General features: G+C 73.9%; 12 protein-coding genes. 6 read left to right on the forward strand and 6 right to left on the reverse strand.

Going from position 1 to position 13719, the window contains the following annotated elements:
- Positions 1–14: 14 nt before the first annotated feature.
- Entirely contained in the window at positions 15–341 is a 327-nt protein-coding gene (locus ACIQCH_RS27405; RefSeq protein WP_402585109.1) for an ATP/GTP-binding protein, read from the reverse strand.
- Between the two features lie 242 nt (positions 342–583).
- Here ACIQCH_RS27405 and ACIQCH_RS27410 point away from each other — a divergent pair, with 242 nt between their 5' ends.
- Positions 584–1630 (forward strand): LLM class flavin-dependent oxidoreductase, encoded by a 1047-nt coding sequence (locus tag ACIQCH_RS27410; protein WP_402585111.1) that lies wholly within the window; start codon positions 584–586, stop codon positions 1628–1630.
- 91 nt (positions 1631–1721) lie between these two features.
- On the opposite strand, the gene ACIQCH_RS27415 is transcribed toward ACIQCH_RS27410, so the two are convergent.
- Positions 1722–2114, reverse strand: a complete 393-nt coding sequence (locus ACIQCH_RS27415; RefSeq protein WP_402585113.1) for an SCO5389 family protein — start codon at positions 2112–2114, stop codon at positions 1722–1724.
- A 211-nt stretch (positions 2115–2325) separates the two neighbouring features.
- Between ACIQCH_RS27415 and nucS the strand changes: the two genes are divergently transcribed.
- Entirely contained in the window at positions 2326–2997 is a 672-nt protein-coding gene (gene nucS, locus ACIQCH_RS27420; protein ID WP_402585115.1) for an endonuclease NucS, read from the forward strand.
- A 643-nt stretch (positions 2998–3640) separates the two neighbouring features.
- Here the strand turns inward: nucS and ACIQCH_RS27425 are convergent.
- The 3 genes from ACIQCH_RS27425 to ACIQCH_RS27435 form a co-directional block, all read right to left on the reverse strand.
- A complete protein-coding gene (locus ACIQCH_RS27425) occupies positions 3641–6406 on the reverse strand; it encodes an ATP-binding protein (protein WP_402585117.1) in 2766 nt (921 codons plus the stop codon).
- A 352-nt stretch (positions 6407–6758) separates the two neighbouring features.
- Positions 6759–7082: an STAS domain-containing protein gene (locus ACIQCH_RS27430; protein WP_030201894.1), complete on the reverse strand. Its 324-nt coding sequence runs from the start codon at positions 7080–7082 to the stop codon at positions 6759–6761.
- 213 nt (positions 7083–7295) lie between these two features.
- Positions 7296–8144, reverse strand: coding sequence for a 3-hydroxyacyl-CoA dehydrogenase family protein (locus ACIQCH_RS27435; protein ID WP_030201896.1), 849 nt, complete (start codon positions 8142–8144; stop codon positions 7296–7298).
- A gap of 254 nt (positions 8145–8398) precedes the next feature.
- Between ACIQCH_RS27435 and ACIQCH_RS27440 the strand changes: the two genes are divergently transcribed.
- Positions 8399–8971, forward strand: coding sequence for a cob(I)yrinic acid a,c-diamide adenosyltransferase (locus ACIQCH_RS27440; RefSeq protein ID WP_030201897.1), 573 nt, complete (start codon positions 8399–8401; stop codon positions 8969–8971).
- A 97-nt stretch (positions 8972–9068) separates the two neighbouring features.
- Here ACIQCH_RS27440 and ACIQCH_RS27445 read toward each other — a convergent pair whose 3' ends face one another.
- Positions 9069–9653, reverse strand: coding sequence for a hypothetical protein (locus ACIQCH_RS27445; RefSeq protein ID WP_402585120.1), 585 nt, complete (start codon positions 9651–9653; stop codon positions 9069–9071).
- Between the two features lie 160 nt (positions 9654–9813).
- Between ACIQCH_RS27445 and ACIQCH_RS27450 the strand changes: the two genes are divergently transcribed.
- The 3 genes from ACIQCH_RS27450 (at position 9814) to ACIQCH_RS27460 (ending at position 13667) form a co-directional block, all read left to right on the forward strand.
- Positions 9814–10998 (forward strand): sensor histidine kinase, encoded by a 1185-nt coding sequence (locus tag ACIQCH_RS27450; RefSeq protein ID WP_402585122.1) that lies wholly within the window; start codon positions 9814–9816, stop codon positions 10996–10998.
- The gene (locus ACIQCH_RS27455) at positions 10995–11648 is read left to right on the forward strand and encodes a response regulator (RefSeq protein ID WP_402585123.1); all 654 of its coding nucleotides are present in this window, start codon (positions 10995–10997) and stop codon (positions 11646–11648) included. Before ACIQCH_RS27450 ends, ACIQCH_RS27455 begins: the two co-directional genes overlap by 4 nt.
- Positions 11649–11825: 177 nt before the next feature.
- Positions 11826–13667 carry a glycosyl hydrolase family 18 protein gene (locus ACIQCH_RS27460; RefSeq protein WP_402585125.1) on the forward strand — a complete coding sequence of 614 codons (1842 nt, stop codon included), beginning with the start codon at positions 11826–11828 and terminating at the stop codon, positions 13665–13667.
- Positions 13668–13719: the final 52 nt, after the last annotated feature.

Genomic DNA, 13719 nt, shown 5'->3' on the forward strand with positions numbered 1-13719 from the left:
GTGGGGCCCGACCCCTAGTGGCGGGGGGCGTTGCGGGACCGCTGCACCCGCGAGGTGCGGCGGTCCTTCGCGTTCCAGCAGGCCTTGTGCCAGTGGCGCCGGTCGTCCACGCCGCCGTACTCCGGCCAGGCCACGACGTGCGGCACGCCGGACGGGATCTCCTGGTCGCAGCCCGGGCAGCGGTACCGCTTGCCCGCCGCGCCGGCCCCCGCGACCTGGCGGACCCGCCAGTCCTCGCCCTGGTACTCCTCGACGCGCTCCAGCCCGTAGCGGTCGTATCCGGTGCTAGGGGGCTCGTCCGGGCTCTCGCCCCGGCGGGGGCGATTGTGGCGCGGTGACACGTATACCTCACGGGGCGGCGGCGGACAGGGATTTCCCCCAGACTACGCGCCGCGCCGGGGCATGACCGCATGGTTGCGGTAGGGAGGAGCGTCGGGGACCGCGGCGGACGACGGCCGTCCCGGCCACCTCGGGACTGATTCCCCGACAATCTCAATAACTTCCGCCCCTGCCCGTGCCTTTGGCACGTGTCAGACGTTGTTGCCATGGGGGAGCCGCGTCAGCCGCGAGGAGGCAGAAGGCGATGCGTGTGGGAACGTTCGACGTAGGGGCATTTGTACTGGCGGCCCAGTTCCCGGGCCAGGGACAGGGGGAGGCGCTGCACCGCGCGGTGCGGACCGCCGAGGTGGTCGAGGACGCCGGGCTCGGCTCGGTGTGGCTGGCCGAGCACCATTTCGTTCCGTACGGCGTGTGCCCGTCGGCGGTGACGCTGGCGGCCCTGCTGCTCGGGAGGACCCGACGGATCCGGGTGGGCACGGCGGTCAGCGTGCTGCCGAGCGCCCATCCGGTGGCGCTCGGCGAGCAGGCCGCGCTGCTGCACCTGACCTCCGGCGGGCGGTTCACGCTCGGAGTCGGCCGCGGCGGCCCGTGGGTGGACCTGGAGGTCTTCGGCTCCGGCCTGCCGGCGTACGAGCGGGACTTCCCCGAGTCGCTGGACCTGCTGCTGCGCTGGCTCACCGAGCCCCGGGTGGGGGCCGCCGGCGAGCGGTACGCCTTCCGCGAGGTGCCGGTCGTACCGCGGCCGGCGGAGGCGCTGGACGGGGACGGCGGGCCGCCCGAGGTGGTCGTGGCGTGCACCTCGCCCGCGTCGGTGCGGCTGGCCGCCGAGCGGGGGCTGCCGATGTTGCTGGGCATGCACTGCGGAGACGAGGACAAGGCCGCGATGGTCGCCCTGTGGCGCGAGACCGCGCTGGCGGCCGGCCGCTCCCCCGAGTCCGTCGCGGCGGCCGGGCACGTCTCGGCCGGGGTGGCTCAGCTGGCGGACCGCACCAGCGAGGCGCGCGAGTTGCTGCTCAAGGCCATGCCGGGCTGGTTCAGGCAGGGGCTGGACGCCCACGTGACGGTGGACGGGCGGGTGCGGACGATGCGGGACCCCGTCGCGTACACCGAACTGCTCTGCGCGCTGCACCCGGTGGGCACCCCCCGGCTCGCCGCGGACCGGCTGGCGGCCACCGCGGAGCGCACGGGCATCAGACGTTTCGCCCTGCTCGTGGAGGGCTCCGGTGAACTGGCGGCGACGGAGGAGAACGTCCGGCGGCTCGGCGCCGAGGTCCTGCCCCACCTCGGATGACGGGCCGACGCCCGCGATGCCCGCGTCCCGCACGGGGGCTGCCGCTCCGGTATCAGTTGCACCTCCCGCGATACGGAGCGGCAGCGGGGTTCTAGCAGTCGCGCAGCTCGGGCGACTGGTTGAGCAACTGGGCCCGTACGGACGTGAAGCGGGCGAGCCGCTCGTCCACCGCCGGGTCCAGCGGGAAGACCGCCACGCGGTGACAGTTCTGGAACGCGAGACGCACGCCGAAGTGCCGCTGCAGCGCACCGCGTATCGCGTCGCTCGCAAGGGCGCGCAGCAGCTGGCCGCGGGCCTGCTCGTCCGGGGGCGGCGTCTGGTTGTCGGCGAGGTCCCCGCCGTCCACCTTCAGCTGGGCCACCAGAGAGCTGATCATCTCCCATGCGTACGGCAGGGAGGTCCGGACGCAGTCGACGAAAGCGGCTTCGTCGACCTCGCCTCGCTCGGCCTGTTCGAGTAGGGCCGGTGAGACGTCGAGCGACATGGGTTCTCCTCTCGCGACCCCGGGTGACCGGAGTCTTACGGGCAGGGAAGGAGGCCGCGACGCAGCGTGCACGCTTCGCAACCTCCCGCTAACACGGTAGGCGCCCGTTGGGTACGGCACCAGGAGAATGCGCATACAACGAGCCACTAACGAAGGGGGCTTTCGGGGGCGAATCGCGTCGGGGCCGGTCGGTCGAGTAGCGTTGCGGACCATGCGTCTCGTCATCGCCCGCTGCTCCGTCGACTACGCGGGCCGGCTCACCGCCCACCTGCCCTCCGCCCCCCGGCTGATCCTCGTGAAGGCCGACGGGAGCGTTTCGATCCACGCGGACGACCGGGCGTACAAACCGCTCAACTGGATGTCTCCCCCCTGCACCCTCAAAGAGGGGACGGGTGACGACGCCGGCGTCTGGACCGTCATCAACAAGGCGGGCGAGAAGCTCATCATCACGATGGAAGAAGTCCTCCACGACTCCTCCCACGAGCTGGGCGTCGACCCGGGGCTGATCAAGGACGGCGTGGAAGCGCACCTCCAGGAGCTGCTCGCCGACCGGATCGAGACGCTGGGCGAGGGCTACACGCTCATCCGGCGCGAGTACATGACGGCCATCGGGCCGGTGGACATCCTGTGCCGGGACGCGGACGGGGCGACGGTCGCGGTCGAGATCAAGCGGCGGGGCGAGATCGACGGCGTCGAGCAGCTGACGCGCTATCTGGAGCTGTTGAACCGGGATCCGCACCTCGCGCCGGTGAAGGGCGTGTTCGCCGCACAGGAGATCAAGCCGCAGGCGCGGGTCCTTGCCACGGACCGCGGCATGGACTGCGTCGTGCTCGACTACGACGCCCTCCGCGGCATCGAGGACGACAAGCTCCGCCTCTTCTGACCCGGGTCGCCTCCCGCTCCGGGCTCGCGCCCGGGGTCGGCCCCGCAGCCACCGCCCCCTCCTCCCCCGGCCCGTCCGCGTCCCCCACGCCGACGGGCCGCGGCCGTACGGTCCCCGGCGCGCCGCCGCCGCCTCCTGCGGTCCGTTGCCCTGCGGGGCCGTTCCCCTCCCCGCCCCTTCACCGTTTCTGCCCTCGAACGCCGGGCGGGCTGGAGCCCCGCATGCCCCGAGCCGGCGCTCCGCGCCGCTCCGCCTCAAACGCCGGCGGGGCTGTACATCAGCCTGGTGGGGACAATTCCAGCCCGCGCGGCGATTGAGCGCACCCGGCGCACAGCGCCCGAGTTCACGCGGGCGGAGCCCTGGGCACGCGGCGCCCACCACCGCCGAGCGGCGGCCAAATCCAGCCCGCGCGGCGATTGAGCGCACCCGGCGCGCAGCGCCCGGGTTCACGCGGGCGGAGCCCGGTGGGGGCGGCGTCCGTGGTCGCAAGCCACGGTTGCGGGAAGGGGTGGGGAGGGGAACTCGCCCCGCAGGGCCCACCGGCGCGGCACGGGCAACGGTCCGCCCCCACCCCGGTACGAGGGGCGGGACCGGCCCACCCGCCGAGCGGGGTCGGGGGCGGACCGGCGGGCGGCCGGCGGGGTCAGGAGGACGGGGACGTGCCCGTGGCGCCGTCGGAGGTGTTGCCGCCCGTCGGATCGGTCGGCTGGGTCGGCGACTTGGTCGGCGGCGTCGGATCGTCCGACGGCTTCGGCGGCGTGGCCGACTCCGACGGCTTCGGCGGCGTGGCCGAGTCCGACGGCTTCGGGGACGTGGACCGCGTGTGCGACGGCGACGGCCCGGTCGACGGCGAGCGCGTCCCGCCCGACGGGGACGCCGATGCCGTCGCGCTGCCCGTGACCCCCGGCGTCGGCTCGTCGGACGAGCCGGGCCCGTCCGTCATCGTGGGGGCGGCCGGTTCCTGCGAGTCGGTCGCGTCGTCCTCCGGAGCCGTGTCGTCCTCGGTGGCCGACGGGTCGCCGGAGCCGCCGGTCACCGACTGCTCCGTGCGCGTGCCCTGCCCGGGGGTCCTCTGCTCCCCACCGCTCAGACCGAGGGTGACGGCCGTACCGAGGACGGCCACCAGCACCGCGCCGGCCGCCGCGGCCACGACGTTGCGCCGGGCCCCGCTGAACAGCCCGGCGACCCTGCCGCCCGCACCGCCGCGGGAGCCACCCGGCCGGGCGGCACCGGCGCGCAGGCCGGCCGCGGCGAAGGACGTCGTCACGTCGGTCGGCGAGTACTGGTGCCCGGACGCGGGCGTGCCGCCCCGGACCCCGGCGACCCCGGTCGGCCCGGTCGCGCCCGCCGCCGGCCCGGCGGGGCCGGCACCGCCCGCGGCACCCGGGAAGCCCCTACCGTCCGCGCCCAGTGGCACCGGGCCCCGGCCCGAGACCGACGGCAGCGGCACCGGCGGCGTCGCCGTGACGTCGCCGCGCGGCGGCGCGAGCGTCGGGAAGGCGTCCTTGACGACCGGCTCCGCCTCCAGCTCCAGGTCGATCTCCGGCAGGCCGCCCCGCACCGGCGGCAGCACCTCGGTCCGCGCATCCGACGCCGGGCCCACCGGCGGCGCGGCCAGCATCAGCGGCGGCGACAGCGGCCCGCCCGTGCGGTCCGCGACCAGCGCCAGTGCGCGCCGGCCGGCCACCATGCCCCGCTTGTCGGCCAGCGCCCCGCGCAGTCCGATGGAGGCCTCCAGCTCGGCGCGGGCCCGGTCCAACCGGCCGCCGCAGAGCGCCAGGATGCCCAGTTCGTGGTGGAAGTACGCCTCCTCGGCGACCTCGCCGGCGATCCGGGCCGCTTCCTGCCCGGCCCGCAGCACCCGCTCCCACGCGCTCCAGTGCAGCCCGCCCGCGAACGCGGGGGCGGCGGTACGGGCGAGCAGCACGGCGGCGCTGGGCCGCCCGTCCTCGGGCGTGGCGGCCACGAGCGCGGCCAGGGCGGCCAGTACGGCGTCCGCCTCGGCCGCGGCCCGCTCGGGGGCGACGGAGGGGTGCCCGGTCCACCAGGCGTAGTGCTGAGCGGCCGTCAGGGCGTGCGCGGCGGCCTCGTCGCCGTAACCGGCCTCCTCCAGCTGCCGCTGCACCCCGGAGGCCAGCCGGTAGCGCGGTCCGGCGGCGGTGATCAGGCCGCAGGCGAGGAGTTCGCCGACGGCGGTGTCGGCGTGCGTGTCGCCGACCAGCGCGGGCAGGTGGGCCTGGTGCGGCAGCTCGCCGCCGAGGGCCACCGCGAACCGCAGTGCCTCGCGCGCGGATTCGCCGAGCCGGGAGGCCAGGAGCGCGGCGGGGGCCGCGCTCTCGGCGAGAGCGGGCAGCTTGACGGCCGGGGCCCGCTTCTCGAAGACCCCGGGTTCCTCGGCATCGATGTCAGAGCCCGGCACCGCGTCGGCGACCGCGTCGGCGGCGGGGTCCGGGACCACCCCCATCAGCTCGTCGCGCTGCCGCAGCAGCGCGCCGGCCTGCACGAAGCGCAGCGGGAGCCCCTCGGAGGCGAACCACAGGTCGCCCGCCCAGGCGGTCTCCTCGTCGGTCAGCTTGCGGCCGACCGCAGCGGCCAGCAGCACCGCGCAGGCGGTGCGGCCGAGACCGCCCAGGAAGATCTCCTCCAGGTGGGAGTCCTCGGAGGGGGCGGGAGTGTCGGGGGTGGCCGCGAGCAGGAAGGCGCACTCGGGCGTGGCGCGCAGCAGTTCGTCGAGCGCTTCCCCGCCGCACTCGAGGTCGTCGAGGACGACGACCGCGCCGATGCCGGCCACCCGCTCGAGCAGCTCGGCCCGGTCGGGCCGGTAGCCGGGGGCGTCGTACACCGCGTGGTGGAGGGCGTACAGCAGCTCGGTGGGGCTCTGCCGGTGTCCGGAGAGGCGTACGACGCCGTCGGGCGCGAGGTCGGCGCAGGCGTCGGCGACGGCGTCGAGGAGCGCGGAACGGCCGGATCCGGCGGGGCCGGTGAGGCGGACCGAGCGGCCGCGGCTGAGCAGGCGGACCAGGCGCTCGCGCTCCTCCTCGCGCTCCAGCAGCGGCAGGATCGGGGCCGGCGGACCGGAGGGGACGGGCGGCTGGGCCGCCCTGCGTATCGCGGCCCGGGACCGGGCGTCGCGACGGGCGTCGCCGGGGGTCTCGGTGTCGGGGCGGCGGGCTTCTATCTCGCTGCCGTCGACGGGGTTGACGGTCAGCAGGTAGTCACCGCTGAGGAGGCGGGTGATGCGGGCCGGGCCGGAGTTCGTGGCGCCCTTGACGAGCGAGTGGCGCACGGTGTCGATCGGGTCGGCGGCGGGCCCCCCGGCCGCGCCGGATCCCCCCGTCGTGCCCGCTCCGTCAGCGCCGCCCCCCGGCACTGACGAGCGCTCTTCCGGTGTGCCGAATGTCCGCTCCATGACCAAGCCCCCCGATCGCGTCGTGCGCCGTCGTCCTTCCCGGCCTTCGCACACTCCGCTGCAGCTTTGGTCCGGCGTCCGCCCCGAGGGTTGACAGGGGCCGACGGCCGAACCCTAGACGTTGGGCCAGTATCCAGGAACAGCCGGGGTCCCATCCCCACCGCTTCATCACGTTCCGGCCTCAACACGCCCCGACCCGTTACCTGCCCGTAGGGTCAGGCCCCGGACGCGAGGGGTCGCGCCGTCCGTCCGTGCGCCGGGCCCGCGACCCGTGTCGGCGACCCCCGTCAGCGGCGGGTGTCCGCGACCCGCATCCACCCCGGGCGCCGGCACGCTCCGGCCACCCGTGCGCTCACACCCGCGGCAGCGTCTCCGCCGCGAGTCCGCCCTCGATGGCGAGGATCCGGTGCAGCCGGGTGGCGACGAGCAGGCGCTGCATCTGGGGCGGCACGCCGCGCAGCACGAGCCGGCGGCCGGTGCGCCCGGCCCGCCGGTGGGCGCCCATGATGACGCCGAGTCCGGTCGCGTCCCACGAGTCGAGGCCCGTGAGGTCGAGGACGAGGTCCCCGTCCCCGTCGTCGAGCGCGCTGTGCAGGGCGGTGCGGGCGTCCGCCGCGCTGCGCACGTCGAGGCGGCCGCCGACTGCGAGTCCGGTGTGGTCGCCCCTGATGTTCATGTGTGTGCTCCCCGGCAGTACTGCGTGCGTGCGTATGGTCGGCAACTCTCACTGCAACTGACTGCGCCAGGTGGGGCGAAGTTGCCGACCGTGAGCGAACCGATACCGAATTCACCCTCAGGGGTGAGTCCCGGGACCGGTCCGGACGGACCGGCGCGCGCCCCCGCCCGCCGTGGCGGGCGGGACCGGGCGCCGGTCGTGCGCTCTGCGCGGTCAGTGCGTGTAGAAGCCCTGTCCGCTCTTGCGGCCGATGTCGCCCGCGTCGACCATGCGGCGCATGAGCTCCGGCGGGGCGAACTTCTCGTCCTGGCACTCGGTGTAGATGTTGCTGGTGGCGTGCAGCAGGATGTCGACGCCCGTCAGGTCGGCGGTCGCCAGCGGTCCCATCGCGTGCCCGAAGCCCAGCTTGCAGGCGATGTCGATGTCCTCGGCGGACGCCACGCCCGATTCGTACAGCTTTGCCGCCTCGACGACCAGCGCGGAGATGAGGCGGGTGGTCACGAAGCCGGCCACGTCGCGGTTGACGACGATGCAGGTCTTGCCGACCGACTCGGCGAACTCGCGGGCGGTGGCCAGGGTCTGGTCGCTCGTCTTGTACCCGCGGACCAGCTCGCACAGCTGCATCATCGGGACGGGCGAGAAGAAGTGCGCGCCGACCACGCGCTCGGGGCGCTTGGTGACGGCGGCGATCTTCGTGATCGGGATGGCGGAGGTGTTGGAGGCCAGGACGGTGTCCTCGCGGACGATCTCGTCGAGGCTGCGGAAGATCTCGTGCTTGACCTCGAGCTTCTCGAAGACGGCCTCGACGACGATGTCCGCGTCGGCGACCGCGCCGAGGTCGGTGCTCGTCGTGATGCGGCCGAGCGCGGCCTCCGCGTCCTCGGCGGACAGCTTGCCCTTCGAGACGAACTTGTCGTACGAGGCCTTGATGCCGTCCGTACCGCGGGTCAGCGCCGCGTCGGTGACGTCGCGCAGCACGACGTCCCAGCCCGCCTGAGCGGACACCTGCGCGATGCCCGAACCCATGAGTCCGGCACCGATGACGGCGAGCTTCCCAGCCACTGCACACCCCTTGTTCTCTTGACGCAGGCACGCGTTCCACACAACTGCTCTCGGCCGGAGATTAGCGCCCGTGAGGGGTCGTGTGACTGTGAAGTAATGCGCGTCACGTCTCACATGACGGACGTCACACCCGCACGACACCGAGACGGCCCGGCCCGCCCGGTCAGCCGGGGCGCCCGCCGGGGGGCGGGCCACGACCGTGATCGTGGGCACAGCACCCCCGCATCGGACCCGCGCGTAACTAGGCTGGACCCATGGTGAATCTGACGCGCATCTACACCCGCACCGGCGACAAGGGCACGACCGCCCTCGGCGACATGAGCCGTACCGCCAAGACCGACCTGCGGATCGCGGCGTACGCGGACACCAACGAGGCCAACGCGGTGCTCGGCACGGCCATCGCCCTCGGGCAGCTGCCCGAGGAGGTCGTCACCGTGCTCGTCCGCGTGCAGAACGACCTGTTCGACGTCGGGGCCGACCTGGCCACCCCGGTGGTGCCGGACCCGGAGTACCCGCCGCTGCGCGTCGAGCAGTTCTACGTCGACCGGCTGGAGGCGGACTGCGACCGCTTCAACGAGGAGTTGGAGAAGCTGCGCAGCTTCATCCTGCCCGGCGGCACCCCGGGCGCGGCGCTGCTGCACCAGGCCTGCACGGTCGTACGGCGCGCCGAGCGCTCCACGTGGGCGGCGCTGGAGGTGCACGGCGAGACGATGAACCCGCTGACGGCGACCTACCTCAACCGCCTGTCCGACCTGCTGTTCATCCTGGCCCGTACGGCCAACAAGGAGGTCGGCGACGTGCTGTGGGTGCCGGGCGGCGAACGCTGACCCCAGCGGTGACCGGCCGTCGCGGCGGCCGGTCACCGGCCCGTCGGCGAACGGCCGTCCCCGCGCCGGGTCCAAGGCCCCCGGCGGCCCCGCCGTCTCAGCGGCGGGGCGCGGGCTCGTCGGAGCCCGCCCCGCGGGACGGCTCGGACGCCTTGGGGGCCGCCTTCGGGAAGAAGGTGTACGACAGGGCGATCACGAGGTTGATGCCGATCACCCACAGCATCCTCTGCCGCCACGTCCGCAGCGGGTCGGCGGCGTCCCCGCCGACGTACCAGGCGGCACCCTGGAGCAGCGCGATCGCGACGGCCGCGGCGAGGATCCAGCGGCCGGCGGCCTGCCACTCGTACCGCGTGCGCTCCGGGCCCCCGGCCGGCGGCCGGGAGGGCTTCGGGCCGCCCGCGAAGCGGTGGGCGACGTGGGCGTCGACGCGGCGGACGGTGTGGCGGCCCAGGCCGACCGAGAAGCCGACGTAGACGGCGGCCAGGCCGTGCTTCCAGTCGGGCTGGGCGCCGTTCTTCAGGTCGACGGCGGTGGCCACGAGCAGCACCAGCTCCAGTACGGGCTCGCAGAGCAGGACGGCCGCTCCCGTGCGCGGCATCCTCGCCGGGTAGCGGAGGGCGAGGCCGCCGGCGAGCAGCAGCCAGAACGCGATCTCGCAGACGACGATGAGCGTGACGATCACGGGGGTCTCCTTTCGGCTCCCTCCCAATCTCGCAGCGCGATCATGGTCGCGCGTCGTCGTCCGTGGTGAATCCCGACTGCATCCTTCGATGTAGTCGGCGGGCGCGAAGGAGGACCGTGGCGGTGACGCGCCGGGATCCGCGCCCCTGTTGGATGGCGGGGTGAGACTCCCCCGCCCCCATCGCCACGACGTGCTGATCGCGGTCGTCGGCCTGCTGTCCGGACTGCTGCTGTACGTGCTGGGCCTGCACGAGAACGCCGGCCGGCACCTGGTGCCCGAGTGGGTGGCCCTGCTGCCGCTGGCGCTCTCGGCCGGTCTGGAGCTGCTGCGCCGCACCGTGCCGCGCGCCGCGCTGGTCGCCGGCACGGTCGCAGTGGTGGCCAACGAGCTCACGGTCGGCAGTCTGGCCACCGTCGTGATGTTCACCGACCTGATGTACGCGGCCGTGGTGTACGGCACCCCGCGGTCGGCCAGGCAGCTGCCGTTCACCACCGGTGGGGCCACCGTCGCGGTCACGGTGGCCGCGCTGGCCTGGTGGCGCGACGCGGAGGCCCTGATGCTGGGCGTCCTGACGGCCATCGTCTGCTTCCTTCCCGCGATCACGGGCGCGGCCGTGCGCAACCACCGGGAGGCCGCCGAGGCGGCCCGGCTGCGCGCCGAGCAGACCTCGCGGCTGGCCGAGCTGGACCGCAAGCAGGCGGTGTCGGCGGAGCGGGCGCGGATGGCCCGCGAACTGCACGACATGGTGGCCAACCACCTGTCGGCGATCGCGATCCACTCGACGGCGGCCCTGTCGATCGACTCGGCGGCCACCAGCCGGGAGGCGCTGGCGGTGATCCGTGAGAACAGCGTGCAGGGGCTGGCGGAGATGCGGCGGCTGATCGGGCTGCTGCGGGCCACGAGCGGCGAGGAGGGGCCGGTGGCGGTGCCCCGGCTGGAGGGGCTGGGCGACCTGCTGGCGCAGGCCCGGAAGACCGGTGCGGGCAGCGGGCTGGAGTTCGCGCTGGCCGACACCCGCCCGGCGGGTCGGGAGGCGCTGCCGGCGCCGGTCGAGCTGGCGGCGTACCGGATCGTGCAGGAGTCGCTGACCAACGCGGTCAAGCACGCGGTGCCGGGCACGGTCGAGGTGCGGCTGGAGCTGGCGGACGGACGGCTCACGGTCCGGGTCGACAGTCCGTACGGTGACCGGGTCACCGGCCCGCGCGCCCCCGGCTCGGGGGCGGGGCTGGTCGGCATGCGCGAGCGGGTGGCGCTGCTGGACGGGGAGTTCGAGGCGGGTCCGGCGGGCCCGGTGTGGCGGGTGCGGGCGGTCCTGCCCGCGGACGAGAAGGCGGGGAAGGCATGACGATCCGGGTCCTGGTGGCAGAGGACCAGTCGGCGGTACGGGCGGGGCTGGTGCTGATCCTGCGCAGCGCCGGGGACATCGAGGTGGCCGGTGAGGCCGCGGACGGCGAGGAGGCCGTGCGGCTGGCCCGCGAGCTGCGTCCGGACCTGGTGCTCATGGACGTGCAGATGCCCCGGCTCGACGGCGTGTCGGCCACCCGTCAGGTGGTGGCCGAGGGGTTGGCCGACGTGCTGGTACTGACCACCTTCGACCTCGACGAGTACGTGTTCGGGGCGCTGCGCGCCGGGGCCGCGGGCTTCCTGCTGAAGAACGCGGAGGCCGCCGAGCTGATCTCGGCCGTGCGGACGGTGGCGCGCGGGGAGGGCCTGATCGCCCCGGCCGTCACCCGTCGGCTGATCGCGGAGTTCGCCGCGCCGGCCGCGCCGTCACGGAACGCGCACGCCGCCGAGCCCGCGGAGCTGGCGTCCCTGACGCGGCGGGAGCGGGAGGTGCTCGGGTGCCTGGGGCAGGGGCTGTCCAACGCGGAGATCGCGGGCCGGCTGGACATGGCGGAGGCGACGGTGAAGACGCACGTCAGCCGGTTGCTGGGCAAGCTCGGGCTGCGCAGCCGGGTCCAAGCGGCCGTGTTGGCACAGGAGTTGGGCCTCTAGCGGGGGCCCGGAGAGCTCCTCCGAAACAGGTCTGGACCTCTTGACGCTTGGTCCAGACCTTTCTACGCTCGCGGCGACTGTGGTGAGCACGCCGTGACAACGCGTGCTCACGGGCGGCGCAGGTCCCACCCCCATGTCGATATCAGCCGATGCCGACGGACCTACGGAGGAGCACCCTTGAGCACAGCACCCCCACGCACCCGTCTCCTGTCCCGGATCGCGGCCGGCGTCGCCGCGTTCGCCCTCCCCCTCGCCGGCCTCGTCGGCCTGGCCGCCCCCGCCCAGGCCGCGACCTCGGCGTCCGCGACCTACACCAAGGTCTCCGACTGGGGCAGCGGCTTCGAGGGCAAGTGGACGGTCAAGAACACCGGCACCACCACCCTCACCAGCTGGACCGTCGAGTGGGACTACCCCACCGGCACCCGGGTCACCTCGGCCTGGGACGCCACCGTCACCAACTCCGGCAACCACTGGACCGGCAAGAACGTGGGCTGGAACGGCACCCTCGCCCCCGGCGCCAGCATCAGCTTCGGCTTCAACGGCGCCGGCAGCGGCGCCCCCAGCGGCTGCAAGGTCAACGGCGGCTCCTGCGACGGGACCACCCAGCCCGGCGACAACCCGCCCTCGGCCCCCGGCACCCCCACGGCCGCGAACGTCCAGGAGACCTCCCTCACCCTGAACTGGGCCGCCGCCACCGACGACAAGGGCGTCAAGAACTACGACGTCTACCGCAACGGCACCAAGGTCGGCACGGTCACCGGGACCAGCTACCCCGACACCGGCCTGACCAAGGGCACGACGTACACCTACGGCGTCACCGCCCGCGACACCGCCGACCAGACCGGCCCCTCCTCCGGCGAGCTCTCGGTCACCACGCCCGGCGGCGGCACCCAGCCCCCGACCGGCGGCAAGATCCGGCTCGGATACTTCACCGACTGGGGCATCTACCAGCGCAACTACCAGGTGAAGAACATCGTCACCTCGGGCTCCGCGGCCAAGCTGACCCACATCAACTACGCCTTCGGCAACGTCACCGGCGGCAGGTGCACGATCGGCGACTCGTACGCCGACTACGACAAGGCCTTCACCGCCGGCGAGAGCGTCGACGGCGTGGCCGACACCTGGGACCAGCCGCTGCGCGGCAACTTCAACCAGCTGCGCAAGCTGAAGAAGGCCTACCCGAACATCAAGATCCTGTGGTCCTTCGGCGGCTGGACGTGGTCCGGCGGCTTCGGCCAGGCGGCCGCCAACGCCGCCGCCTTCGCCGACTCCTGCTACGGCCTGGTCGAGGACCCGCGCTGGGCCGACGTCTTCGACGGCATCGACGTCGACTGGGAGTACCCGAACGCCTGCGGCCTGTCGTGCGACACCAGCGGCCAGGCCTCACTGAAGACCCTGCTCGCCGCCCTGCGCGCCAAGTTCGGCGCGAACAACCTGGTCACCGCCGCCGTCACCGCCGACGGCTCCAGCGGCGGCAAGATGGACGCCGCCGACTACGCGGGCGCCGCGCAGTACGTCGACTGGTACAACGTGATGACGTACGACTTCTTCGGCGCCTGGGACGCCAAGGGCCCCACCGCCCCGCACTCCCCCCTGTACTCCTACGCCGGCATCCCGATCCAGGGCTTCAACACGGACGCCGCCATCCAGAAGTACAAGGGCAAGGGCATCCCCAACAGCAAGATCAACCTGGGGATCGGCTTCTACGGCCGCGGCTGGACGGGCGTGTCCCAGGCCGCCCCGGGCGGCACCGCGACCGGCCCGGCGGCCGGCACGTACGAGCAGGGCATCGAGGACTACGACGTCCTGAAGGCGAAGTGCCCGGCCACCGGCACCGTCGCCGGCACCGCCTACGCCAAGTGCGGCAGCGACTGGTGGAGCTACGACACCCCCGCCACGATCGCCGGGAAGATGTCCTACGTGAAGGACCAGGGCCTGCGCGGCGCCTTCTTCTGGGAGTTCAGCGGCGACACCGCGAACGGCGAGCTGATCTCCGCGATCGACAGCGGCCTGAAGTAGCCGGTCCCCCGGAAAAGACCGAAGCCGGGAGAGGGGTCCGCCCCCCCCTCTC

Origin of the sequence: Streptomyces sp. NPDC093225, assembly GCF_044753805.1 — a bacterium.
Lineage (GTDB): Bacteria > Actinomycetota > Actinomycetes > Streptomycetales > Streptomycetaceae > Streptomyces.

What these genes read in the sequence shown, in the direction of transcription:
- ACIQCH_RS27430 (WP_030201894.1), bottom strand. Translation starts at nt 7,082, where the DNA reads ATGAACATCAGGGGCGACCACACCGGACTCGCAGTCGGCGGCCGCCTC.
- ACIQCH_RS27410 (WP_402585111.1), top strand. Translation starts at nt 584, where the DNA reads ATGCGTGTGGGAACGTTCGACGTAGGGGCATTTGTACTGGCGGCCCAG.
- ACIQCH_RS27440 (WP_030201897.1), top strand. Translation starts at nt 8,399, where the DNA reads ATGGTGAATCTGACGCGCATCTACACCCGCACCGGCGACAAGGGCACG.
- ACIQCH_RS27415 (WP_402585113.1), bottom strand. Translation starts at nt 2,114, where the DNA reads ATGTCGCTCGACGTCTCACCGGCCCTACTCGAACAGGCCGAGCGAGGC.
- ACIQCH_RS27425 (WP_402585117.1), bottom strand. Translation starts at nt 6,406, where the DNA reads ATGGAGCGGACATTCGGCACACCGGAAGAGCGCTCGTCAGTGCCGGGG.
- nucS (WP_402585115.1), top strand. Translation starts at nt 2,326, where the DNA reads ATGCGTCTCGTCATCGCCCGCTGCTCCGTCGACTACGCGGGCCGGCTC.
- ACIQCH_RS27455 (WP_402585123.1), top strand. Translation starts at nt 10,995, where the DNA reads ATGACGATCCGGGTCCTGGTGGCAGAGGACCAGTCGGCGGTACGGGCG.